This is a genomic window from Hugenholtzia roseola DSM 9546 (assembly GCF_000422585.1).
Taxonomy (GTDB): domain Bacteria; phylum Bacteroidota; class Bacteroidia; order Cytophagales; family Bernardetiaceae; genus Hugenholtzia; species Hugenholtzia roseola.
Genome location: NZ_AUGI01000032.1, coordinates 98,492 through 122,636 on the forward strand (window position 1 = coordinate 98,492; position 24,145 = coordinate 122,636).

The 24,145-nt window shown below is 43.8% G+C and carries 17 protein-coding genes; 11 read left to right on the forward strand and 6 right to left on the reverse strand.

Annotation, left to right across the window (positions count from 1 at the left end):
- Window positions 1–342 precede the first annotated feature (342 nt).
- The 6 genes from G500_RS0101375 (at window position 343) to G500_RS24680 (ending at window position 7,363) form a co-directional block, all read left to right on the forward strand.
- Window positions 343–1,503 carry a BT_3928 family protein gene (locus G500_RS0101375; protein ID WP_027001297.1) on the forward strand — a complete coding sequence of 387 codons (1,161 nt, stop codon included), beginning with the start codon at window positions 343–345 and terminating at the stop codon, window positions 1,501–1,503.
- A 158-nt stretch (window positions 1,504–1,661) separates the two neighbouring features.
- Window positions 1,662–2,150: an HIRAN domain-containing protein gene (locus G500_RS0101380; protein WP_027001298.1), complete on the forward strand. Its 489-nt coding sequence runs from the start codon at window positions 1,662–1,664 to the stop codon at window positions 2,148–2,150.
- A 370-nt stretch (window positions 2,151–2,520) separates the two neighbouring features.
- Window positions 2,521–3,948, forward strand: a complete 1,428-nt coding sequence (locus G500_RS0101390) for a Glu/Leu/Phe/Val family dehydrogenase (RefSeq protein ID WP_027001300.1) — start codon at window positions 2,521–2,523, stop codon at window positions 3,946–3,948.
- Between the two features lie 167 nt (window positions 3,949–4,115).
- Window positions 4,116–5,513 carry a tetratricopeptide repeat protein gene (locus G500_RS0101395; RefSeq protein ID WP_027001301.1) on the forward strand — a complete coding sequence of 466 codons (1,398 nt, stop codon included), beginning with the start codon at window positions 4,116–4,118 and terminating at the stop codon, window positions 5,511–5,513.
- A gap of 14 nt (window positions 5,514–5,527) precedes the next feature.
- Window positions 5,528–6,256, forward strand: coding sequence for an MlaE family ABC transporter permease (locus G500_RS0101400; RefSeq protein ID WP_027001302.1), 729 nt, complete (start codon window positions 5,528–5,530; stop codon window positions 6,254–6,256).
- A 255-nt stretch (window positions 6,257–6,511) separates the two neighbouring features.
- On the forward strand, window positions 6,512–7,363 hold the full coding sequence (locus G500_RS24680) for a beta/gamma crystallin family protein (protein WP_027001303.1): 852 nt from the start codon (window positions 6,512–6,514) through the stop codon (window positions 7,361–7,363).
- 122 nt (window positions 7,364–7,485) lie between these two features.
- Here G500_RS24680 and G500_RS0101415 read toward each other — a convergent pair whose 3' ends face one another.
- The 6 genes from G500_RS0101415 to G500_RS0101440 all read right to left on the reverse strand — a co-directional run bounded on the left by G500_RS0101415 (window position 7,486) and on the right by G500_RS0101440 (window position 18,808).
- Window positions 7,486–8,643, reverse strand: coding sequence for a hypothetical protein (locus G500_RS0101415; protein WP_027001304.1), 1,158 nt, complete (start codon window positions 8,641–8,643; stop codon window positions 7,486–7,488).
- 104 nt (window positions 8,644–8,747) lie between these two features.
- On the reverse strand, window positions 8,748–11,144 hold the full coding sequence (locus G500_RS24685; RefSeq protein ID WP_051203202.1) for an ATP-binding protein: 2,397 nt from the start codon (window positions 11,142–11,144) through the stop codon (window positions 8,748–8,750).
- Window positions 11,145–11,261: 117 nt separating this feature from the next.
- A complete protein-coding gene (locus tag G500_RS24690; RefSeq protein ID WP_051203203.1) occupies window positions 11,262–13,331 on the reverse strand; it encodes a GAF domain-containing sensor histidine kinase in 2,070 nt (689 codons plus the stop codon).
- Between the two features lie 29 nt (window positions 13,332–13,360).
- Window positions 13,361–14,884 carry an ATP-binding protein gene (locus G500_RS21915; RefSeq protein WP_051203204.1) on the reverse strand — a complete coding sequence of 508 codons (1,524 nt, stop codon included), beginning with the start codon at window positions 14,882–14,884 and terminating at the stop codon, window positions 13,361–13,363.
- Between the two features lie 132 nt (window positions 14,885–15,016).
- On the reverse strand, window positions 15,017–18,094 hold the full coding sequence (locus G500_RS24695; RefSeq protein ID WP_051203205.1) for a PAS domain-containing protein: 3,078 nt from the start codon (window positions 18,092–18,094) through the stop codon (window positions 15,017–15,019).
- A 48-nt stretch (window positions 18,095–18,142) separates the two neighbouring features.
- Complete coding sequence (locus G500_RS0101440; protein WP_035755917.1) at window positions 18,143–18,808, reverse strand: DUF6436 domain-containing protein; 666 nt, start codon at window positions 18,806–18,808, stop codon at window positions 18,143–18,145.
- A 358-nt stretch (window positions 18,809–19,166) separates the two neighbouring features.
- Between G500_RS0101440 and G500_RS0101445 the strand changes: the two genes are divergently transcribed.
- The 5 genes from G500_RS0101445 to lipA all read left to right on the forward strand — a co-directional run bounded on the left by G500_RS0101445 (window position 19,167) and on the right by lipA (window position 24,129).
- Window positions 19,167–20,129, forward strand: a complete 963-nt coding sequence (locus G500_RS0101445) for an Omp28-related outer membrane protein (RefSeq protein ID WP_027001306.1) — start codon at window positions 19,167–19,169, stop codon at window positions 20,127–20,129.
- A gap of 137 nt (window positions 20,130–20,266) precedes the next feature.
- Entirely contained in the window at window positions 20,267–21,157 is an 891-nt protein-coding gene (rfbD, locus tag G500_RS0101450) for a dTDP-4-dehydrorhamnose reductase (RefSeq protein ID WP_035755920.1), read from the forward strand.
- A gap of 28 nt (window positions 21,158–21,185) precedes the next feature.
- Window positions 21,186–21,731: a phospholipase D-like domain-containing protein gene (locus G500_RS21925; RefSeq protein WP_051203206.1), complete on the forward strand. Its 546-nt coding sequence runs from the start codon at window positions 21,186–21,188 to the stop codon at window positions 21,729–21,731.
- A 121-nt stretch (window positions 21,732–21,852) separates the two neighbouring features.
- Window positions 21,853–23,088 carry an RsiV family protein gene (locus G500_RS0101460; protein ID WP_027001308.1) on the forward strand — a complete coding sequence of 412 codons (1,236 nt, stop codon included), beginning with the start codon at window positions 21,853–21,855 and terminating at the stop codon, window positions 23,086–23,088.
- 156 nt (window positions 23,089–23,244) lie between these two features.
- Complete coding sequence (gene lipA / locus G500_RS0101470) at window positions 23,245–24,129, forward strand: lipoyl synthase (RefSeq protein WP_027001309.1); 885 nt, start codon at window positions 23,245–23,247, stop codon at window positions 24,127–24,129.
- The last annotated feature ends 16 nt before the right edge of the window (window positions 24,130–24,145 follow it).

Below are 24,145 nucleotides of genomic sequence, written 5' to 3' on the forward strand. Positions count from 1 at the left end.
AGGCATTGCCTTTTTCGCCGTAAGATAGAAATAAAAAAAGGGCTTTCAGAGCTAAAAATAGAGTTCTGTCCAAATTTTATTTTGCCCAAAATTCGATACCACAAGGCTTTTTATAGAACTTGATAGCCTTAGAAAAAAGGCTGCCCCAAAGTTTGTTGGGATTGTTTGTATCTTTGCACCATTCCCAACCTTTACAAAATGTATGGGCTTGGTAGAAGCCAAAGGCAGAGTTAGCTTTTTTTAAGATTTGCAGGTATAGAAAAAAAAGCGCATTTTTAACCCTCATTTCTACCCTCTCATTTCTATACTTCTTGTTCTTCTACTCCAAATCATAGCGTTTTTATGAAAATTGTAAATTATTTTATATATGCCCTCGTTGGAATTGTGTTTGTTGTTTCTGGTCTAATTAAAACCAACGACCCGATTGGCACAGCCATCAAGATGGAAGAGTATTTCGAAGTCTTTGCCACCGACCTCGACGCGCCCCTTCAAAGCACCGACAACCCCAGTACGGCAGTGGCACATTCGGCAGGACACGATTTTTTTATGGCATTGAAAGAGAAAGCCCTGCCTATCGCGATTTTTTTCGTCATCTTAGAAGTGGTTTTGGGCGTGATGCTTCTCGCAAATTTTGGGCGCAAACTAACCGCTTGGCTGCTTTTGGGGCTGATAATCTTTTTTACTTTCCTGACCTTTTATTCAGCCTATTTCAATAAAGTAACCGATTGCGGCTGCTTCGGTGATGCTATCAAACTCACTCCTTGGCAATCTTTTGGGAAAGATGTCGTCTTATTGGTGCTGGTTTCTATTTTGCTTTTTCAGAAAAAAATCGAAAACACGTTTTCCGCCCTTAGCGCAGGGATAGTGGTTTTGAGTTTGATAGGGTCGAGCTTTTTGGCTTGGTATGCACTCGAAAATTTGCCACCGATAGATTTTCGCGCCTATAAAGTAGGCAATAATATCCCCGAATTGCGCAAGCCGCAGGCGCAGCCCATTTATGAGTACGTCATGGAAAAAGACGGACAGGAGTACCGCTTTTCTGAATACAATATGGAAGAAGGCTATAAATTCAAAGAGATGATAACTTTGAACCAAGACCAAGTAAAGCCTAAAATAGAGGATTTCGCTGTTTGGAACGACGAAAATACCTATACCGATTCGGCTTTGGTAGGGGAAAAACTCTTTGTCATTGTGCAGAAACCACAAGAAGTAGGGGCTTTGCACCAAAAAGCATTAGAAAATATCCGCGCCCTAATCAAGGAAATACAAGCCAAACGCCCACAGACCCAAGTTTGGGCATTGACCTCTGCCGCAGGTGCAGACTATGTCGCTTTTGACGAAGTGGCACAGCTACAAATTCCTTTTTTCTATGCGGACGCAACCGTTTTGAAGACCATCATGCGTTCTAATATTGGCATCTGGACGCTCAAAGAAGGAACGGTTACGGGCAAATGGCACTACAACAATGTGCCAAATACAGACGAGGTAGTGGCTCTTTTTTAGTGCCTATTTCTAAATCTTTGCAGCACCAAATAAAATTTGGCTCTTTCTTTTTTGTACAATTTTCCCACAGTTCGGACAAGGCACTGCCTTGTCCTTACAAGGGGTAAGAAAAGTCCAGCCTTTTTCAAATCCATTTTATTACCCTAACATTTTCTACTATGACTTTCGGATTTTTAATTTTTTTTATACTTATTGTAGGTGTAATAGGCTTGATGCTTTTGCTTTTCTTGCTTTTTTCGCAAAATAAAACACGCCAAAAAGAGCAGGAGCGATACAAACTCTATTTAGACCAATTCGACCCTGCCAAAAATACCAAAGCCCTCAAACCGATTCAAACCAAAGTCATGGGCGTGCGCTATGCCAACCCCGACGGTTCGGAGAGGCAGAAAATTATTGCCAAGTGCAAAAAAGGCGATAAATTGCTCTTGCTGCCCGACCCTTTGAATCGATACGACAAAGACGCTATCAAAATCACGACCCTACGCGACGAAATTATCGGCTATTTAGATGCCGACCTTGCCTTAGAAGTTAGGCGAAGGCTCGAAGAAGGGCTATTGGTAAAGGCGAGCATCTGCCAAATCTATAAAAATAAGGAGGGACTTTTGCAGGTAGAGGTAGAATTGGTAAAATATAGCAAAAAGGCATAGAAAACCTTGTTGCATTTTTTTTATTGTGCTATCACAAAAATAAGCACTAAGCATAAAAAGCGTATATTTGCACCAAATTTGAGACGCTCATTCAAAGCCCAAACCGAAAGGCGCACGCCTATCTTTCGGAAAAGCCTTTTCAGAAAAAGAACCCCGTTTATTCACAATCATCGAGGCGAGATTTGTATTTTTCTTGGCGAAAGGCGCGAGAAATACAGATAATTGCCTTATCTTGAAGGCAGATAAAATCAAAGAGGCTTCTTTTTTGTGGATATGCCCGCAATTTTGTAACTTTATCTGGTCAGAATTTTTCAAATTCATTCTACTTCCTAACCCAGTCAAACCTTAGAACCACAAACACACATTTTGTATGAGCAAAGACCATTTGAGCGAAGGGACAAAGTTCTATAACGACGTATTGTCTTTCTTCGACTATGCTGCCAGTTTTACCAAGCACCCCAAAGGGCTTTTAGAGCAAATCAAAGTTTGTAACAGCGTTTATGAAACAAACTTCCCTTTGCGCTTAGACAACGGCGACTATGAAGTTATCCGCGCTTGGCGTGTCCAACATTCGCATCATAAATTGCCCGTAAAAGGGGGGATTCGTTTTGCCGAAAACGTCAATGCAGACGAGGTAAAAGCCTTAGCGTCTTTGATGACCTTTAAGTGCGCCTTAGTCAATGTACCTTTTGGCGGCGCAAAAGGGGGCGTGAAAATCAACCCTAAAAAATATACCGACCGTCAGCTCGAAACCATCACACGTCGTTATACCACTGAATTGGTGAAAAAAGAGATGATTGGTCCCTCCATCGACGTGCCTGCACCCGACTACGGCACAGGACCGCGTGAGATGGCGTGGATTGCTGATACCTATGCACTCTTGCGTCCCGGTATCAATGCTTTGGGTTGTGTTACGGGCAAGCCCCTTTCACAGCACGGCATCAGAGGGCGCAAAGAAGCCACAGGGCGTGGCGTATTTTTTGCCCTACGCGAGGCAGTGAGCGTCAAAGAAGACATGGACAAATTAGGACTTAGCGTTGGTCTGGAAGGCAAGCGCGTGATTGTGCAGGGCTTCGGAAATGTAGGCTACCATGCAGCTCTTTTCTGCCAAGAAGGGGGTGCAACCGTAGTGGGCATTTCGGAATACGAAGGTGGCGTGTATGACCCCAACGGCTTAGACATCGCCGACCTTTTCAAGCACCGCTTAGAAACAGGTTCGCTGCTAAACTACAAAAACGCCAAAAATATCACGCCCAGCAATAGCCTTTTAGAGTTTGAGTGTGATGTCTTGATTCCTGCCGCTTTGGAAAACCAAATTCACGAAGGAAATGCGGCGAATATCAAAGCTAAAATCATTGTAGAGGGCGCAAATGGTCCCGTTACGGCTGATGCAGAAAAGATTTTGTTGGCAAAGAACGTCTTGATTTTGCCCGACTTCTACGCCAATGCTGGTGGCGTTACGGTATCTTATTTCGAGTGGCTCAAAAATCTTTCGCGCGTATCGTTTGGTAAGATTACCAAGCGTTATGATTTGATGGAAAATACGCGCATTATCCAAGCCATAGAAAGCTCGACAGGGGTAGCGGTTAGTGCCGACCTGCGCCGTCTTATCGAAAAAGGGGCAGACGAAAACGACCTCGTTAATTCAGGCTTAGAAGAAACCATGATTACGGCTTATCACCAAATCCGCGAAACTTTGGTGCAGCACAAAGACATTCAGGATTTGCGTACTGCCGCCTTTGTGTCTTCTATCAATAAAATCGGTGTGGCATACATCGAATCTGGCATCTTCCCTTGATTAGAACCCACTCAAATTGTCCAGCATTGCAGTCTTGCAAGCCCTAAGCGTGCTACGCGCTTAGGGTTTTTTCGTCTTTTTGGATTCTTTAAAGGTCGCCTTTTTTAGGATTGCATTTTTTTTGCTATATTCGCTTTTGTTTTTATTCTCACCTATTCGAACCCTACATGCTAAGCGATTTTAGAGAAAGACGCGAAGAACCTTCTGGTTTGGTCGAGCAATTCGAGCAGATGATAGAAAACCAACAGAGTTTTTTCTTTGAGGAGGAAAGTTATGAGTATCTCATCGAACACTATCGCGAAAAGGAAAATTGGGACAAAGCCTTTCTTGCCTGCGACTACGCGATGGCACAGCACCCCTTTTCCACTACGCTTATGCTGGAAAAGGCACGAGTTTATTTGCTTATCTTAGAAGCCGAAAAAGCCCTTGCCTTGATAGAAAAGGCAGAGAGCTGGCAAGCCTCCGATATCGAAATCCAACTACTCAAAGCCTGGACGTACTCCGAACTCCAAGCCTACCAAGCCGCTTTGGACATTTACGAAAAAATATTGCCGCTTTCCGACGAAACCGACGAAATTTGGTATCAGATGGGTTACTGCCTGCAAATGCAGGAACAGATTAAGAAAGCGGTGGCTTGTTTCAAAAATGCTATCGCTATCAATCCCAAACACAGTGAGGCACTTTTCGAACTGGCGTTCTGCCTCGAACAGATGGGGAAATTAGAAGAAAGCATCACTTTTTACGAAAAAATCATAGACCAAGACCCCTATTCGAGCGATAACTGGTACAATTTGGGCGTGCTTCATGGGCGTTTGGCACAATGGGACAAAGCCTTGCAAGCCTACGATTATGCCACTGCCTTAGATGAAAAAAACGCTTCGGCGCACTTCAATAAAGGCAATATTTTTATGAACTTGGGACACTACAAAGATGCAATTTTAGCCTTTGAAAATGCCCTTTTGCACGAAAAACCGACAGCCGAATTGCTCTGCCACTTAGGGGCAGCCAAAGAAAAGAACGAGCGCACCGCCGAAGCCTTCAAACACTACCAAGAGGCAGCCGAATTAGACAAAGACTACGCCTACGCTTGGTATGGCATGGCTGCCTGTGCCGAACAAAGCGAAAAATGGCTCGAAGGAGCGCGTTTCTACGACAAAGCCTTAGAGATTTTGGCAGAAGAAGGCGTTTTTTGGTTTGGGAAAGCCCGTTGTGAATACCGATTGGGAAACCTACAAAATGCGAAGGAAGCCTACGAAAATGCCGTCAATGCCCTGCCACAAGAAGCCGAAATTTGGCTACAATGGGCGCAAGTCTGTTACGAACAAGGCGATTTCTTTAAAAGCGTTGCCATTTTGGAAGAAGCCATAGACGAATTGCCCGAAAATGCAGACCTGCTTTATCACCTAACGGCATACTACCTGATGGCGGGAAAGTACAAAGAAACAACGCGCTATCTCACCCAAGCCCTCCATCTGGACTACGATAAGCATACGCTTTTATACCAACTCTTTCCAAAATTGGAAGCACAAAAAATTATCTATAAATTAGTGCAAAACTATAAATAAAAAGCAAAGTCGCTATGAGAAGTTTTGGAAAGTACATGATTTTTCTCTTCCGCATGCTCACCGATAGAGAGCCTTTGCGTGTTTATAGCAAACTCTTACTCGATGAGTGTGTCCGCATTGGGGTAGATTCGGTCTATTTGGTAGCCATTATTTCTACCTTTATTGGGGCAGTAACTGCCGTACAGACGGCTTACAATTTAGTCAGTCCGCTTATTCCCGTTTATATTATCGGGACGATAGTGCGCGATATGACCATCTTAGAACTTGCGCCTACCGTTACGGCGATTGTCTTTGCAGGCAAGGTAGGTTCTAATATTGCGGGCGGCTTGGGTACAATGCGCATCACCGAACAAATAGATGCTTTGGAGGTAATGGGCATCAATGCCGTTTCTTATTTAGTGCTGCCTAAGGTAGTGGCAGCGATGATTACCTATCCCATGCTCGTTACGATAGCGGCTTTTTTAGCCATTTCGGGCGGCTATTTGGCAGGAACGTTGGCAAACTTGCTCACACCCGAAGAGTATATTTACGGTATTCGCATCGATTTTATGCAGTTTAATGTTAGTTTTATGCTCATAAAATCGGTAGTCTTTGCCTTTTTAGTGGCTTCTATCTCTGCCTACAAAGGCTTTTATACCAGAGGGGGCGCATTAGAGGTAGGAACTGCCAGCACCAATGCCGTAACCAATAGTTGTATTGCTATCCTTTTGGCTGATTATCTTTTAGCGCAACTTTTGGTCTAAATTTTTGGGGGTAGCGGCAAAGACAAGAACAAATCCATTAAGGCACTAACTTTCATAAAGGCACTCTTGTTTTTGCATTTTTTGATGAAAAAAATATACATTTTAACGTTTTTGTTTTTAAAAAAATAAAAAAAAAGAGGAAACAGCTTAAAAATAAGTTATTTGGCGCACTTTTTGGCTATCCTTTGCTACGCACAGCTATAACTTTTAGCTTTGTTTTCTTCTTTAAAAAATCACCTTAAGCAACGTTTTTTTATGAAAAAAATATTTCTTTTAGCGTTTTCTTTTTGTTTTTTTTCAGGCTCTATCTTGGCTCAAAATATTTCCATGTGGCCTTGGCGCATGCATTATGGGGGCAAAAAAGTTATTGCTCACCAAAACCCTGTAAATGGAGACCCTTCGGCTTATGCTAAGATGTCGATTCCTGGTACCTATGAGGGCGGCTGGGAGAATGCACCCCTAAATGCCAATGGTGAAATTGTCTTTGGTGGCAGCACAGCTTCAGTCTTGAACGATTGCAGAAAGAGTATCAATTTCACCTATTTCGAAACAGTAATTGAAGTACCTAAAAATGTATCCGTATCACAATTGATGGTAACTTTCGAGAAAGTAGATGACGGCGCAAGAGCTTACATCTTCAACTCAAAATATCCCAACGGCACATTCAAGGGGCAGATTAAATATGGTGACGCACCAAAAACAGAAGACTACAAAGATTTTGTAGTAGCGGGTGAAAAGAATAGAATCGTGATTGTGCAGTTTGACGACTGTGCGACAGGCAATAACCTAAGAGGTGCAAAGGTAGTTGTCAATGGACAAGCCTTAAAAGCCTCTACCGCAGCCAGTGGCGAAAATGTGGCTACCGTTTATGAACATTACGATTACGGCGGCAAATCGCAGGTACTTTCCGAAGGCTTCTATGAAATAGACAAACTCACTATAGGAAACGACATCATTAGCTCTATTAAAGTGAAGGCAGGCTGGAAAGTTACTTTGTACGAACACTATAAAGGAACAGGAAAAGCAAAGGTAATCACTGCTGATACCAGAGCCTTAGAAGATTTCAATGACGTAGTTTCCAGTATCCGTGTGGAAAGAATCAAATAAAAAGTGGCAGTAATCAATGCCAAATTATCATATAGCAGATAAAGCTCAAAGAATGAAGGCATGTTCTATCATACCTTCATTCTTCTGAAAAAAAGTCATTAAAAATAGAGCAACATTTTTTACTATTTTCTAAACCGTTCTAATTCTTCTTGTGTGGCTTTTAGCTCGGCTACTACTTTTTCCAAATGCGCCTTTTGGGTAAGGAGCGTATCTTGTACGGTTTTCAATTCCTCTACATTTTGCCGTAATTCTTCTTCCGAAGTGGCGGCTCTTTGGTGGGCTTGCTCTAATTGTTGGTGATTTTCCAATACTTGGCGCATTGCCTTTTCGGTACGCTTCAAAATGGGGCGAAAAATGGCAAGGCTAATCAAAAGCAAACCAATAAGGGTAAGGGCAAGGAACAACATTTCCACTTTTTTGAGGAAAGCCAAACGATTGACCACCCAAACGACTTCCTTTTGCACCACAGAATTGATAAAAGGCAAAAAGGCAGCTTCGTAGCGAAAAAACTCTTGTAGGGCGTAGGCGGCTTGTTGCTGACTTTGCAGCGTATCGGCGAGGCTCTGTGCCAGAAGCCACTTTCTGCCACTTTGTAGGAAACCGTCTTGGTATTGTCGGAGGTTTTCTATCAAAACCTGTGGGTCTTGGTCGCGCTCTTGGGCGGTCTTTTTTTCCAAATTTTCTAAAAGGCTGATAAAATTATCCGCTGCTTGTTCAAAACTTGCCAAACTCTTTTCTACACTATCTGCCGTAAGCGGACGCTCGATGTTCGAATTTTGTGTTTGAGAGTAGGCACTATTTTTTTGATAGGAAAGCAATAGGATTTCTTTGCCAATGCGCTGACTAAGCAAACGCTGCCTGCCTGCCAAACTAATCAGATTCGCGCCCTGACTCTGCCTTTCTAAAAAAGATTGCAGCAAAATCTGACCCAGCACAAGCAAAATACCCATCAATCCTACCAAACCCCAATAGCTCCAACGCAAACGGCGCAAAGAGTCAAAGGTCTTTTGTGAAAAGAGGGCAGAAGAAGGCTCTTTTTCTAAATCCGTGAGCCTTTGTACGCGCTGCCAACCGAGCCGCGCCCAAAACAAAGCACTCCAAAAAGGCAATGTATCTATCAGAAAAAGCAAAGGATTTTGTAGATGGGCTTTCAAAATAAAATCGCCTTCGAAGTCGGTGGGATTGAACCAAAAAAGTTCTAAGCCCAAGGCGAGCAAAGGCAGAAACAAGCCCGAAAAAAAGCCCCCCAGAAAATAAGCGCGTAAAATTTTCCACTTCATACCTCAAAAGGATAGAACTTTTAAAACGTAATTGCAGGGTGCAAAAATAAATAAAAACCTGACACAAAATCATATAGAAACTCGAAACCTACTCCCTTTTTGGGTTACAAAATGGGGAGTCGTACCCAAAAAGTAGTGCCTTCGCCCACTTGGGTTTCAAACCAAATCTTGCCCTCGTGTTTTTCTACTATCTTACGCACAATATCCAAGCCCAAGCCGCTTCCCTCGCCCACTTTTTTGGTCGTGAAAAAAGGCTCAAATATTTTTTCCTGAATATCAAGGGCTATGCCTGCCCCTGTGTCTGAAATGCCTACTAAGATGGCGTTGTCTTTTACCATTGTTTGCAGCGTGAGCCTGCCTTTTCCCTGCATGGCTTGAATGGCGTTGTGGATAAGATTTGCCCAGACCTGATTGAGTTCGTCGCCGAAGGCTTCAAGTTGGGGCAAGATTCCCCATTTTTTTTCTACCTCAATGCCTTGTTTGAGCGTGTTGTGATAGATGACTAAGGTAGTGTCGAGGCTTTCGTTGATGTCTATTTTTTGTTTGGCAGTGCCTTTTTCCTGTCGCGAATAGCTTTTGAGCGCGAAAATGATTTTGGAGGCGCGTTCGGTGGCAGCCGAAATGGTGTGGTTGTTTTTATACAAACTCAAAACCGAAGCCGCCGTATCAACCAATAGAATGGGGTTTTGGGTTTGGAGAAGTTGTACCAAATCCTGCGAATTTGCTAAAAAGTGCGCCGCCGTTCCCATTTCAGTCAGCGAATCGGCAAACCTATCCTGCTCGAAGTGGAGTGGTGGGCTAATCTTGCCTTGTTTTTGGTTTTGGTCTAACCAGTCGGCAAGCGAATATTTGAGATTGCGCCGCTCTTTGGTAGAAAGCAATTCTTTGTGTGGCAGCGAATTTTGAATCAGAAGCTGGAAAAGGGCAAAATCTTCTTGCGAAAGGGACTTTAAAAAGGTAGGTAGCGAGGGCAATAATTCCTCCAAAGTGAGTGCCATGCTTTGTGAGCAGGAGCGAATCGCCGCCATAGGCGTATTGATTTCGTGCGCAATATTAGCGACAAGCTGCCCTAAGGTTGCCATCTTTTCTGCCTGTACCAACTGCGATTGTGCCGTTTTTAGCTCGAAGAGCATATCTTCCAAGACTTCCTTTTGGCTTTCTATTTCCATCTGCGCTTCTTTCATCTGTTCCAAGTTTTGTTTCAGTTCTTCTTCAGAGGCTTGCAATTTTTCGTTTTGTTCTTGAATTTCTTGCGTTTGTGAGGCTAAGTTCTGATTCTGACTTTTTACCTCTGCTTGCTTTTTTTCTAAAAGGGCGTAGAGTTTTTTCTGTTTTCTATAATTTTGATAAGCCACTGCCAAAAAGCCAAAGAGCAGGAGGATAAGCCCAACCATTGCCAAGCGGATTTTATTTTGTAGCCCTTCTTGCGCTTTGATGTTATCTAATTCGATTTGCTTTTTTTGCAATTCGTAGGCGTTTTTGAGATTCTCTATTTGTTTATTACCCTGTTCGTTCAACATCTGACCTTGTAAATCGGCGTAGGCGCGTAGGTAGAAAAGTGCCGAATCGGGTTGTTTTGCCTTTTCTTTTACGTCTGCAAGGGTTTGCAGGGCTTCTTTCAGATAAGATTTCGCATCTAATTTTTCTGCAAAAAAACGCGCCCTTTGTGCCAAAGAGTCTGCTTTGGGTATCTGACCCAACCCCAAATACGCCTGTGCCAAATGGTTGTATGCCCCCGAAAGACGCTTGTCGCTGATGTTTTGCTCGGCAATTTCCAACGAATTTTGCAGATAAGGAATGGCTTTTTCAAATTCTTTTTGCTCTACATACAAAATACCCATACCGTTAAGCGTGCTGGCGATAGCCTCTTTGTCGCCTTGTTCTTCTCTGATTTTGAGGCACTTTTCGTAGGCTACAAGGGCTTTGTCGTAAATCTTGCTTTCTGCATAAATTTCTGCCAAACGGATATAAGCATACGCCAAGCCGCGCTTATTGCCCACTTTTTCAAAAAAAGGAATCGCCTTTTGGGTATTTTCCAATGCCAAACTAAGTTGATTTTGCACCTTATACAAATCCCCGATATTGTTGTAGGCATAGCCTATCTGCACATCTACTTGGTGAGTTTCGGCTACGGTGAGGGCTTCAAAATAATACCCCATGGCTTTGGTGTAGTCGCCTTTGTTGCGATAAATCACGCCTGCAAAGCTATTGCTCTGTGCCTCTAATTCAGGATTACCTGCTTTTTTGGCGGCTTCTATGCCCTTTTTAGCATAAAAAAGAGCCTTGTCAAAATCGCTATTGCGGAGTTTCCACGCCAATTCGCTTAGAATTTCCGCTTGTCCTGAACTGCCTTCGGCTGCCTTAGCGAGTGCCTTTTCCAGACTATCGACCACTTTTTCCGCCGTAGGGTCGGGGCTTTGCGCCCAAAGATTTGAAAATAGGAGGCTGCAAAAAACAAAAAAGAATACTTTTATACGAAAAGAAGAAAAAGATGGTATCATACCGAAAATAAAATAGCCCTAACTATTTTTCTATAAATGAAAATTGCAAAGAAAGTGTTTTTTTAAGATAAGGGTAGAAACTACCTCTATCATTGTGTTTTATCGTTTTTTTTTAAATTATTCTTCGGCTTGGGTGCGCAAAGGCAAACTAATGAAAAAGGTCGTGCCTTTGTTTTCCTCGCTTTCAAACCAAATCTTGCCTTCATGTTTTTCCACAATTTTTTTGACAATGTCTAAGCCCAAACCGCTGCCCTCGCCCATTTTTTTAGTGGTAAAAAAGGGATTGAAGATTTTGTCTTGAATAGAAGCAGGAATCCCCATTCCCGTATCGCTGATGCTGATAAGAACGGTATCTTCGCCCTCTGCATTTTCTATCAAATCAGTAGAAACTTCGAGTGTGCCTTTGCCATTCATGGCTTGAATGGCGTTGTGGATGAGATTTGTCCAGACTTGATTGAGTTCATCTGCAAAGCAGTACAGGTCGGGCAGTTGGCTAAATCCCCTAATGACATCTATACCTTGTTTGAGTTGATTTTGGTACAAAACTAATGTAGTTTGGATATTGTCGTTGAGATTGACTTTTTGTTTTTTCCCCAGTGCATCTTTTCGTGCGAAACTTTTAAGGGCGAAAAGCACTTTTGAAGCTCTTTCAGTTGCGGTCTTGATGGTTTGATTGCTGCGGAAAAGATTGACAAGTTCGAGTAGCACTTGCAAAATTTGGGTAGCCTCTGGCAAGACCAAAATCGGTAGGAAGCGTTCCCTTTCGGTGTGTAGCCCCATATCTACCAACCAATCGGCGAGGATTTCGGGGGCAGTGGTAGCTTCTAAGGATAATTTATTTTCCGCTACGAGGTTTTCCAAATCATTGAGCAAGTCGTATTTGAGTGTGCGCCGCTCGCGTGTAGAAATTTCTTCGCTTTTGGTAAGCGCAATTTCTAAAAGTTTGAAAAAATGCTGTTGCGTTTCAAAAGGCAGGGAGGCGAAAAAAGAAGGCAGTTTGGGTAGGATTTGCTGCAAAATATTTTCTATATGCCCCGATGAGGAGCGAATGGCACTCATGGGCGTGTTGATTTCGTGCGCAATGCTTGCCATGAGCTGCCCCAAGGTTGCCAATTTTTCCGATTGAATGAGTTGTGCCTGTGAGGTTTTTAGTTCGCTAAGGGTCTGCTCTAAGGTTTCCTTTTGGGCTTCCAAGATGGACTTTGACGTTTCTAACTCCTCTAAATTTTCTTGCAGTTTTAAATTTTGCTTTTCTACCATTCTGGACATCTGTATTTTTTTCACTGTGCTGGCTGCGATAGCGGCTATGCTTTCTAAAAATAGAATTTGCTGTTCATCGCGCTCGTGTCCTTCGGGCAGATACACCACAATCGCACCTAAGGCTTCCTCGCCATAAAGCAAGGGAATGTTGTAGTGTCCATGTGCTTTGATGCCTTCATAGCGTATTGTATGGCGAGAATCGAGGCAGTGAGCGTATTGCGTCTCCTTTTTGGCGATAGCCAAACCGCAAAGACATTGTCCCGAAGCAATGCTTTTACAAAGGTTTTGAATTTGTGGAGAAAGGTCTTGGTGGGCAGTAAGGTCGTAAAGCCCTGTGTCTTCGTTTTTGATAAAAATACCAATGCCTTTTTCTAATTTTAAAAAAGAAGCAAACCCCAAACAGTTGATGACATCTTGCAAAAAAATCTTCAAATCCTGACTCTGAAAGATAGAACTTTGCAGTACCTGATTCAAAATGGCTTGCTTTTGCAAATTGACTTGCAGTTCTATTTCCTGCTCCTGCCGTTGTTCATTGATGCTATTGACTTCTTCTAAGGTTTGGCGCAGTTCTTCATTCGAAGCCGCCAACTCTTGGGTGCGTATCTTGACTTCGTCCTCTAAGTGGTGGTGCAGATTGTAGAGTTTCTGTGCAATTCTGCCCGCCCAGCCAAAGGCAAAGCCCAAAATAACGGGTGCGGTATCGATGATAAAATGAATCGGATTGATTTTGTGTAGGGCGATTAAAAAAACTTCGTTTTCAGGGAGCTGTTGGAAAAAAAAGCCATCTAAAACCCAAGCTCCCAAAGGAAAACACAAGCCAAATAGAAAGCCAAAAAGCGCGTAACGCATCACCACTTGGGGCGGTTTGCGAAAAGTAGTACCTTCATTAAAATCAATATCCATAGAAAAATGATTGCTTTTATTCATACTAAATTTTTAAAATTTTTGAAAACTTTTCAAAGTGGAAGACGCACCCAAAAAGTTGTACCTCTGCCTTCTTCGCTTTCAAAATCAATCCTGCCCTGATGCTTTTCCACAATTTTGCGGACAATGTCCAGCCCTAAGCCGCTGCCTTCGCCTGCGCGTTTGGTGGTAAAAAAAGGTTCAAAAATCTTATCTTGTAAGGCTTTTGGTATCCCTATGCCTGTGTCGGTGATGACAACAAGTAGGCTGTTTTCCTCTTTTTCTGTCCTGATACAAAGTTTGGCAGTATCGCCATTTTTTTGTTGCAAGGCTTGTAGGGCGTTGTGAATGAGGTTTGTCCAGACCTGCACCAGTTCGTCGGGAAAGCAAGACAGGAGCGGTAAGTCTTGCCCCCAAATTACGTCCAATTCTACCCCTTGCCTAAGCAAATGTTGGTACAAAGTGAGTACCGTTTGGATATTTTCGTTGAGGTTGATTTCCCTTTTTTCGCTACCCTGCTCGGCGCGAGAAAAAGTTTTGAGCGCGAAAATGACCTTCGCCGCGCGGTCGGTGGCGGTCAAGATGTTTTGATGGCTACGCCAAATGTTGGCAATTTGAAAGGCTTGGGCAAGTATCTGTGCGCCATTTTCAAAATCAAGTAGGGGCAAAAAATTGCGCCACTGCCCTTCCAGTTCCAATTCTACCAATAAATCGGCAAAAGTATTGACATCAAATTTTCCTATTTGCTTTGGCTCTGCCTCCAAAATATCGAGTAGGGCGTATTTTTTTTGGCGTTTTTCTTTGGTGGTGAAAGTGGTAGGAAAGGTAGGCGTTTTTTCTAAAATTTCCAAAAAAAGGCGAAGCTCCTCGCCGTTCAATTTTTGTAGGAAAAGCGGCAGGGCGGTAAGGCTTTCGCTCAAAAAATTGGTAACGCTATCGGCAGAGGAACGAATTGCACCCAAAGGCGTATTGATTTCGTGCGCAATGCTGGCGACAAGTTGCCCCAAGGTAGCCATCTTTTCGTGTTGAATGAGTTTTGCCTGTGTGCGCTTGATTTCCTCCATGCGCATTTGTAAGTCCTTGACTTTGAGGCGCAATTCCAACTGTGCCGTAACCTGCTTTGCCAAAATACGCAGGGCAAATTTTTGCGATTCGGTCAGCGTTTTGGGCTTCGTATCGATGACGCAAAGTGTCCCCAAACTCATGCCTTCGGGCGTAGTAAGCGGCATGCCTGCATAAAAGCGAATGTCGGGATTACCCGTAACCAAAGGGTTGTCGGCAAAACGGACATCATCAAGCGCATTAGGGACTTCGAAGATTTCGGTGGGCTGCAAAATCGCATGCGCACAGAAAGCCAATTCGCGCGGTGTTTCGTCGGCTTCTAAGCCTACTTTTGCTTTAAACCACTGCCTTTCGGCATCAATTAAAGACACCAAAGAAATAGAAGTTTGGCAAATTTGAGAAGCTAATTGCACCAAATCGTCAAATTCTATTTCAGCGTCGGTGTCCAATACTTCGTAGCGCAGCAGGGCGGCTAACCGTTCAGATTCGTTTTCGGGTAAAGGGGCAGAAATCATATCTTTATTTTTTTTAACCGTCGTCGAGGTTTTTTTGTTATTTTCCTAAAAAGGCTTTTAGCCGTCGTCGAGTTTTGGGGTTATTTTTTGAAAAAGGGGGGGGGAGGTTTTGTGAGGTCTTGCAGGTAAGTTTTAGCGTTTTTCTTCCAAAAGCAGGGGAATTTCTACAAAAAACGTCGTTCCGACATTTAGTTGGCTTTCAAACCAAATTTTGCCTTGATGTTTTTCTATGATTTTTCGCACAATATCCAAGCCCAAACCGCTGCCTTCGCCTATTTTTTTGGTAGTGAAAAAAGGCTCAAAGATGCGCTCTTGTATTTCTTCGGGGATTCCCTTGCCGCTATCTTTTAAGGAAATCAAGACGGTTTCGGTCTTTTTGTGTAAGGCAAGTTCGAGTCTGCCTTTTCCTTCCATCGCTTGTATGGCGTTGTGAATGAGGTTTGTCCAGACTTGGTTTAGCTCGTCGGGGTAGCAAAGGATAGGGGGCAGGTCTTCAAAGTTTTTAACAATTTCGATGCCCTGTTTGATTTGATTTTGGTAGAGTAGTAGCGTATTTTCTATGCCTTCGGCAATATTTGCCTGCTGTGCCTGCCCTCGATTGCCTTGTCGGGAATAGCTTTTGAGGGCGAAAATGATTTTCGAAGCCCTTTCGGTAGCGGTCTTAATGGTCTGATTGCTGCGGATAAGGGCAGAAAGGTTGTAGGCGGTCTTGACAAAGAGAAAGCAATTTTGCAGGTGCAAAATTTTGTATAGGTCGCTGTTTTCGTCTTGTGCCTCGGCGGTTTCTGTCAAGCCCATCTCTACAAAAAAGTCGGCTATTGGCTCTACGGCTTCGGGCATCTTTTGAGCGCAGGTGGTTGTTTCCAAAAAGTCTATCCAATCGTATTTAAAGCCCCTCTTTTCGCGCGTGGTGAGCAAGAGTTGAGGGCGTGTAACCCTTTCTAAAAAGGAAACAAAGAGTTGGTACTCGGCTTGGGAAAGGTTTTGGAAAAAGGTAGGTAGCAGGGGGAGGACATCGTCTAAAATCGCCTCTACATTGCTTGCCGAAGAACGAATCGCACCCATAGGCGTATTGATTTCGTGCGCAATGTTGGCGACAAGCTGCCCTAAGGTCGCCATCTTCTCCGACTCTACAAGTTGCTGTTGCGTCTGTTTGAGTTCGTTTAGGGTGCGTTCTAATTCTTCATTTTGGGTCAGAAGGGCATCTTGGGTGCTTTGTAGCTCCTCCAAATTTTGTTGTAGCTCCTCTTCGGAAGTGGCTAAGGCTTCATTTTTTGCCTTAATTTCAGCCTCCGCCAATTTGCGCTCGGTAATATCGCTTTCTATGGCGATAAACCTTTCTACCTCGCCCTCTTCATTGAGGACAGGCGTGATGCTGGCTTCAATCCAATAGGGCTTTCCGTTTTTGTGATAGTTTAAAATCTCTTGTGTGAAAGACTGTTTGCTGCGCAAGCCTTCTCCAAAACTTGCAATGTGTTCAGGGGCAGTGTTTTTGCCTTGTAAAAGTTGGGCAGGTCTTTTTCCCAACGCCTCTTCCAAGGTGTAGCCCGAAATTTGGGTAAAGCCTTCATTGACCCACGTAATTTCGCCTTTGGGGTTTGTAATAATGACGGCATTGCTGGTTTTGCTCGCAATAAGTGAAAGTTTTTCCAGTTCCTCTTGCGCTTTTTTCTGTTCGTTGTAATTCGAAACCACTTTGATAACCTTCAAAACCTTCCCCTCCACATCAATAATAGGGCAATACGCGCCAAAAATCCAGAGAAGCTCGCCCTTGATGGTTTTTCGTTTAAAACCCCCCGTAACTGTCTGCCCTGCTTCTAATTTCTGCCAAAGGGTTTCATAGTCTTTGATGCTTTCCTCGTCTTCAAAACAAAGTTCTTTGTGTTTTTTGTCTAAGAGTTCTTTTTCTTGATAGCCAAGCCAATTTGCAAAAAGGGCGTTGGCGCGAATAATTGTCCGTTCCATGTCTAATTCCACATAGCCCAAAGTGGTGCTAATGGCTTGAAACTGTGCATCTAAGGAAAGGTACGCATCAGCGACCATCTCCTGCATGGCGCGAAGCTGCTCTACGTTCTGTTTGAGTCCTTCTTCCGATTTTTGTAGCTTTTGGTAGGCAGCTTCTAAGGCTTGTTGTTTGGAATACGTTTCCGAAACATCTTGTGCTGCCCCGATAAGATGCGTAATTTCGCCTTTTTCATTTTTTAGCACCTTCCCGAAAGCATGAAAGTATTTGTACCCCACTTCCTCAAAGTTCTTTGGCATAAAGCGATAGCCTACCTCAAAGTGTTCATGTTTGCCCGATAAAGCATCTGCAATCGCTTGGTGTGCGATTGCGTCGTCTTCGGGCGGTATGTGAGGCGTTAGGTCAGATAGGTTTGTAAAGGTTTCCAAGCCGTAGATAAGGGGTAGGTTGTCCGAACCTATCAACTCTTGCGTTTTGAGGTTGATTTCAAAAATACCCATTTGCGCTACCTTTTCGGCTTCACTGAAAATATCTTGTTTGATTTGTAGCTCGTATTGTAGCGTCGCCATCTGCTCGTGTGTGGCTTGCATTTCTTCCAAATTTTGCTTCAATTCTTCTTCCGAAGCGCGTAGCTCTTGCGATTTTTCCTGTGCCTCTAATTCTGTTTTTTTCAAAGCAAGGCTATCTTTCTGTAAAGTGTAGGCAATCTTACCACAAATTGCCGCCATAAGCGAAGCCAATCCGAAGTGTATAAAAAGTTGGAAAACCGTAATTTCAGAGTAGGTAATAAAAAAGTTGCCCAATTCTGCCATGCCCAAATACCACTGCAAAATCGCCAAAAGCGAATGATGTCCGATTGCCATAATCGTATAGGGAATCATCAAACGCCAATCTTGATAAATAATCAGAAGGGCAGCATTGATAAAAAAGAAAAAGTGCATTTCTGCCATGCCATGCATCTGCCCAATAAATTGTAGCATAAAAACGGCATAGATGATACTCACCAAAATACGCGCCTGAAACTTGTTTTGAACTGCGAAACGCGCCACTAAATAAAGCAGGATATTCAAACCGCTCGTAATTAGCTCGAAAGTGTAGGTGCCATAAACGGGCGCAAGGGCTGCCCCTATCAGAAAAAATAAGACGATAAACTTGTCCGAAGTCTTATCGGCACGTTCCTGCACTTGGGCAAGATAGGCTTCGGTGGAATGTGTTTCTTCAAAAGTTTTTGTAGCAGTAAGGGGCATAAGGGCAAGTTTATAGGCGGAGATATTGTTTTTTTTTGTGGGCGTTTGCTATTGGATAGCAGAAAGCGGTTCGAGGGGGCAGCCGTAGGCTTCGGTAGCCCATTTGCCAAAGTCTGGCGGATTTTTGCCCTCTAAAAGGGCGACAAGGGCTTGTTCGGCAAAGCGTGTTTCGCGGCTGGTACAATAGCGGCTTAGGTTGTAATTGCCTCTGAAATAGAGTGTTCCCTCGTTTGTCAGCAGAGCCGCTTGGGGCGTAGCATACGCGCCTACGGCTTTGGCGATTGTGCCTTCGGGGTCGGCAAGGGTAGGAATATCGATGCCGTAAGTTTGGGCAAAATCATAACGCTTGGGGTCGGAAATAGGATTTTGGGGGTCGTGCCAAAGAAGGGCAACAAAATCTATTCTATCGCCATACCGACGCACCAAACTTTTGAGGTGGTCGAGATTAAAGCGCGAACAAGGGCAGTCGGGGCTAAAAAAATGCAAAAAAAGAGGGCGTGAGTTTTGTTGTGCCGTTTGAATGGGAAGGGCTTTGTATAGGTATGAAAGTTGTTTATCAGCAATTTTTGTACCCTTAAAGACGGCTTGATAGCCTGCGGGCTTGGGCGTAGGGGCAATATTTTCCCACTCAAACCATACGAAACTGGCTGCAATTCCTACCAAAAGGAGCAGTATAAGTAAGCCTGTAAGCAAATTTTTCCCCCATTCAAACATAAGAATTGTATTTTTTTGAGTCTAACTTTCTTATTTTCAAGAATTTACATCTTTTGATATGAAAGAGCAAAAATACGTTTTTTTCGCTACTTTCCTAATCCAAACCCAAAACTTAGGCGAATAAAAAAAGCCCTTTATCGATTTCGAGCTTTTGGGCGTAGGAAGTATCGCAAGCAGGCTAAAAAACTACTTTTTTTTTGGACAATCTAAAAAAAAACGAAAAAAGATACCCCCCTTTTACGCAAACTTGACATTTTCTTCTTATTATTGCAAAAAGAAAACCCACTCCGACAACCGATTACATTTATCCTACTTCTCCTTACCAATTTCAAAACCTACCCAAACCATATACAAATTTATGAAAAGAATCAACGCTTGGTTAGTAGTCTTTGCGCTTTTCGCAATGCTATTTAGTTGTAACAGTTCTAACGAAGACCCTAAACCCGACGACGGCGGTGGCAATGGTGGCGGCACGCCCGTTGATACCACAGGTACTGGCGGCGGTGGCGGCAATAACGGCGGCGACGGAAATCCTTTTGGCGCACCTCCTGCTTCTTTCCGTCAGAAGATGGTCATTGAAGAAGGTACAGGCACTTGGTGTGGCTGGTGTCCTTTCGGCACATACTACATGGACAAAATGATTGAAGACCACGACGGTAGAGTTATCGGTGTGGCTTTCCATGCAGGCGACCCGATGGAAGTTACGCGCATCACCGACTATTTAGGACGTGGCTACAATTTGGCAGGCTACCCTGGTGGCATGCTGAACCGTATTCGCTTCGGACGCGACTACTTCTTGCACCCCGTAGAATGGGAAGAGTATGGCTTACCCGTTTTGGAAGACAATCCTACCAGCAGCATTGGCTTGGCTTTGGATACCGAACATGAAGCAGGCAAGCGCAACTTTACCGCAGATGTGTATGTTGGTTATGGTCAGAATCCTGCCATTGATGAGTATAGCTTAGTGGTTTATCTATTAGAAGATGGCATCACAGGCTACCCACAAGAGAACTATTTGAGTGGCAATGCTAATTTTAGAGAGTATCCTTACTTCTCGCAGCCTGCTCGTATCGCAAACTTTGTGCATAACCACGTTTTGCGCGACGCACTCACGCCGCTTGACGGCACGCCTATCGATTGGCAGAGCATCAAGGCAGGTGGCACAGCGAAAGTTTCTATCTCTGGTGAGATTGACTTGACTAAGATTGTCGATACCAACTGCTATTTGGTTGCTTTCCTCACCAAAATCGGCGAAGGTGGCAAACCTGAAATCGTAAATGCACAAAAAGTAAAATTAGGACAAGACAAAGGTTGGGACTAATCTCTTGCCGCGTCTTCCTTGTTTTCAAATCAAACCCTTTGTAGGAAAGCCTGCAAGGGGTTTGTTTTTGGTCTGAAAATGTGTATCTTCAACCTCTGATTTTAAATCTTATCATTTTCATCAAAAGTTTGCCCACAATGATTCTTATTACTGGCTCGCGCGGACAATTAGGGCAGGAATTAAAAGCCCTTGCTTCGCGCTACCCCTTCGAGTATAATTTCACCGATTCGAATAGCTTAGATGTTCGTCAAATAGAGAGCATCGAGCGGCAATTTGCCCTAACACGTCCGCGTTATTGTATCAATGCCGCTGCCTACACTGCCGTAGATATGGCAGAGAGCGAAAAGATGGCGGCGTATCAGGTCAATGTCTTGGGGGCAGCCGAGTTAGCGCGTGTCTGTCAGAAGTATGATTGCAAACTTTTACACATTTCTACCGATTTTGTCTTCGATGGCAAGCAAGCCACGCCCTATGCCGAAGACGCGCCTGTGCAGCCGCTCAATGTCTATGGCAATACCAAATGGCAGGGCGAGCGGCAAATTTGGCAGCACAATCCGCAGAGTTTGGTCATCAGAACCAGTTGGCTTTATTCGCCTTTTGGGAAAAACTTTGTCAAGACGATGCGGCATTTGGGTAGGAATAAGCCCTTAGTGCGTGTCGTGCAAGACCAAATTGGCAGTCCTACCTATGCCAAAGATTTAGCCGAAACTTTGCTCGAAATCATTTTGTTTTTAGAAGATAGCCCCAAACTCCCTACCGACATTTGGCGTACCTACCACTACACCAACGAGGGCGTAGCAAGTTGGTACGATTTTGCGCAAGCCGTCTTCGAGCTAAGTCAGATAGAAACACCCTTAGAACCCATCAAGACGGTCGAATTTCCCACGCCTGCCCAAAGACCCGCTTTTAGCGTATTGGACAAAACCGCCATCAAAGATACTTTCAAACTCTACATTCCCCATTGGCGCGAGAGCCTACGCGATTGTATCCGCCGCCTCGAAAAAGAGCAGGGCGTTTCGGCGCGTTAGGGTTTAGCCTGCCACTCAATTTCTGATTATGCCCAAATTCCTGACAGGCACACAGCTAAACGAAAAAATAGGCGATATTATGAAAGAAGCCGAAAAACGCTTGCTTTTGGTATCGCCTTACATTCGCCTGCACCCTCACTATCGCAAACTCTTGCAGGTCAAGCTCATCAATCCACACTTACAACTCATTATCCTTTTTGGCAAAAATGGCAAAGACTTTTCGCGCAACATCTCACCCCAAGACATAGACTTTTTTCGCCAATTTACCAATATAGAAATGCGTTTTGATGCACGCCTACACGCCAAATACTACGCCAACGAAAAAGAGGCTATCCTGACTTCTATGGACTTGTATGACTATTCCCAAGAAAACCACATAGAGGCAGGCGTGCTGACGCGCTCGAATTTGGTCAATAATATTTTTGGGGAATCTTTCGATTTACACGCCTACGAATTTTTTTTAGGTCTGATAGGGAAAAGCGAAATTATCTACAAAGCCACACCCGAATTTTCCCACAATTTATTGGGGCAGAAAAAATTTGAGGGCGTACAGGTGGAAATAGATAGGTTCTAACAAGTTTTAATCTTACAGATGACAAAAAGGCATATTTTTTGAAACCTTTAACAAAAATCTCCTCTTTTTGCTCAATATGCCGATTTCTCTGTTGGCGAAGAAAGCCTACAAAGCCCTATAAATGAGCCGATTGGTACAGCTTATTTCTATTTTTTTCAAAATCTTATCTACCTTTATTTTGGTTATGATGCAAACATTTTCCTCTTTCGTATCGCTGCCGCTTCGAATAGCTCTTATTTTGTGTCTTTCTTGCGGTTTCCTTACATCTCTACGCGCACAAGGCGAAAGCCTAAAAGCCGAATCTGCCTCCATTCCTAAGTATTTCTACAAAAAGCTCATCGGCAACTTAGGGCAAGACAAAATAGAAATCGACCTGCTCCGCATGGGTAGCAATTTGCAGGGACATTTTTATTTTCACAACAAAGAAACAAAAGGCACAATAGAAGGCACAATAGACGACAAAGGGCGCATTTCACTCAACGAAATTACAGGCATAGACCCCGAAACGGGAGAGCCAAAGGTCATTGGCGTTTTCGAGGGACGCTTCGCCACCCCTACCGAAATTGCAGGCTCTTGGCATGCCCTCGAAGGCAATGACTACAATACCTTCAAACTCGAAGAAAGCTACCCCAATGCAGCGCACAAGTTTTGGATGATACATGAAGGGCGCAGTTATAGCGGTACTGCCGAAGTGGAGTTGGTCTATGTCGTGATGGGCGACGAACAGAATGTAAAGGCGGCGCGTCAAATCAATCAATACATCAATAGCCACATTCTCAATTACGACCACCCTAAGAGCGACAAGTCTAAATTTGGCGACCACGCCGAATTTTTAGATGATTTTGTCAATCGTTATAAAGCAATGGCTGCCAAAACCTCTGCCGACGCACTTCCCATTTGGGAAAACAAGCACCATATCATCTTGGATTACAACAACCACGACATCGTTGTCTTGGAATTTGTGGAAAATATCTTTGAAGGCGGTATCAGACCTGAAAAGAAAATCCACTATGTCAATTTTGATGCAAAAACGGGCAATCCGCTTGTTTTAGAAGACATTTTCGTTTCTAATTTTGAAAACAAACTTAATCAGATTGCCGAGCCTATCTTTCGCAAACGCTACGGTTTTGAAAATATTAAAAATTTTAGTGAAGAAGGCATTATGTTTCCCGACAATAAATTTAGTGCAGGGAAAAATTTTGCCCTTAGCAAAGGTGGGATTCTCTTTCGCTACAATGCCGAAGAAATTGCTCCTCATGCCTTAGGCGAGTTTGAAATTTTTGTGCCTTTTAGCCAAATCAAAGACCTTATCAAAAAAGGCTCTTTGGCAGAGGTAATGATGAACAGTTATTATTAGGGCGGCAGAGATAGTCCTGACACTCTCTTGAAAAAGCGTAGAGGCATTTTTAAAAAAAAGCGTATTTTTGTGAAAAAGCAAAAAGTCAAAACCTTTTGGCTTCAAATCGGCTATTCTGAAAAAAGACTACCTCCTTTTCTATAAAAAGCCTCTGCCATGATAGACCTTCCCGTATTGACTTCCGACCCAAGAAATATAAAGGGCGACAGCAAACGCCCCGACTGGTTGCGTGTAAAATTGCCCACAGGCGAAAACTACAAGCACGTCCGCAGTTTGGTAGATAATTACAAACTCCACACCATTTGCGAGAGTGGCAACTGCCCCAATATGGGTGAATGTTGGGGTGCAGGCACTGCTACTTTCATGATTTTGGGCAACGTCTGCACACGCGGCTGCTCTTTTTGCGCCGTCCAGACAGGCAGACCGCAGGAATACGACCAAGACGAACCACGCCGCGTTGCCGAAGCCATCAAATTGATGCAGGTCAAGCACGCCGTTATCACCTCCGTCAATCGTGACGAGCTAAAAGACCGAGGGGCTGAAATTTGGTATCAAACCGTCGTAAAGGTAAAAGAACTTTCCCCCACTACCACCATCGAAACGCTTATTCCCGATGTCAAGGCGAATTGGGACGCACTCATTCGCATGATTTCGGCAGGGCAAGAAGTAGTGTCCCACAACATGGAAACTGTCCCCAGCCTTTACAAGCGCGTCCGTCCGCAGGCGCGTTACGAGCGAAGTTTGGAGCAAATCAAGCGCACCAAAGATTACGGAAAACGCACCAAATCAGGCGTAATGGTAGGTTTGGGCGAAACAAAGGCGGAAATGCTGCAAATTATGGACGATTTGCGTGCGCATGGTTGCGATGTCCTTACCATTGGGCAGTACCTACAACCTACCAAGATGCACCACCCTGTCATCGAGTATGTTCACCCCGAGGTCTTTGCCTTTTACAAAGAGGAAGGCGAAAAGCGCGGTTTTTCTTTCGTAGAGTCGGGAGCTTTGGTGCGCTCTTCTTATCACTCTGAAAGACACCTTTAAAATAAAAGGCAAGTTT

Bases quoted from the DNA above. Each gene is read 5' to 3' on its own strand.
- G500_RS0101460 (WP_027001308.1), top strand. From the start codon at position 21,853: ATGAGCCGATTGGTACAGCTTATTTCTATTTTTTTCAAAATCTTATCT.
- G500_RS24680 (WP_027001303.1), top strand. From the start codon at position 6,512: ATGAAAAAAATATTTCTTTTAGCGTTTTCTTTTTGTTTTTTTTCAGGC.
- G500_RS0101415 (WP_027001304.1), bottom strand. From the start codon at position 8,643: ATGAAGTGGAAAATTTTACGCGCTTATTTTCTGGGGGGCTTTTTTTCG.
- G500_RS24695 (WP_051203205.1), bottom strand. From the start codon at position 18,094: ATGCCCCTTACTGCTACAAAAACTTTTGAAGAAACACATTCCACCGAA.
- rfbD (WP_035755920.1), top strand. From the start codon at position 20,267: ATGATTCTTATTACTGGCTCGCGCGGACAATTAGGGCAGGAATTAAAA.
- G500_RS0101390 (WP_027001300.1), top strand. From the start codon at position 2,521: ATGAGCAAAGACCATTTGAGCGAAGGGACAAAGTTCTATAACGACGTA.
- G500_RS21915 (WP_051203204.1), bottom strand. From the start codon at position 14,884: ATGATTTCTGCCCCTTTACCCGAAAACGAATCTGAACGGTTAGCCGCC.
- G500_RS0101440 (WP_035755917.1), bottom strand. From the start codon at position 18,808: ATGTTTGAATGGGGGAAAAATTTGCTTACAGGCTTACTTATACTGCTC.
- G500_RS0101375 (WP_027001297.1), top strand. From the start codon at position 343: ATGAAAATTGTAAATTATTTTATATATGCCCTCGTTGGAATTGTGTTT.
- G500_RS0101400 (WP_027001302.1), top strand. From the start codon at position 5,528: ATGAGAAGTTTTGGAAAGTACATGATTTTTCTCTTCCGCATGCTCACC.
- G500_RS21925 (WP_051203206.1), top strand. From the start codon at position 21,186: ATGCCCAAATTCCTGACAGGCACACAGCTAAACGAAAAAATAGGCGAT.
- G500_RS24690 (WP_051203203.1), bottom strand. From the start codon at position 13,331: ATGAATAAAAGCAATCATTTTTCTATGGATATTGATTTTAATGAAGGT.
- G500_RS0101380 (WP_027001298.1), top strand. From the start codon at position 1,662: ATGACTTTCGGATTTTTAATTTTTTTTATACTTATTGTAGGTGTAATA.
- G500_RS0101395 (WP_027001301.1), top strand. From the start codon at position 4,116: ATGCTAAGCGATTTTAGAGAAAGACGCGAAGAACCTTCTGGTTTGGTC.
- G500_RS0101445 (WP_027001306.1), top strand. From the start codon at position 19,167: ATGAAAAGAATCAACGCTTGGTTAGTAGTCTTTGCGCTTTTCGCAATG.
- lipA (WP_027001309.1), top strand. From the start codon at position 23,245: ATGATAGACCTTCCCGTATTGACTTCCGACCCAAGAAATATAAAGGGC.
- G500_RS24685 (WP_051203202.1), bottom strand. From the start codon at position 11,144: ATGATACCATCTTTTTCTTCTTTTCGTATAAAAGTATTCTTTTTTGTT.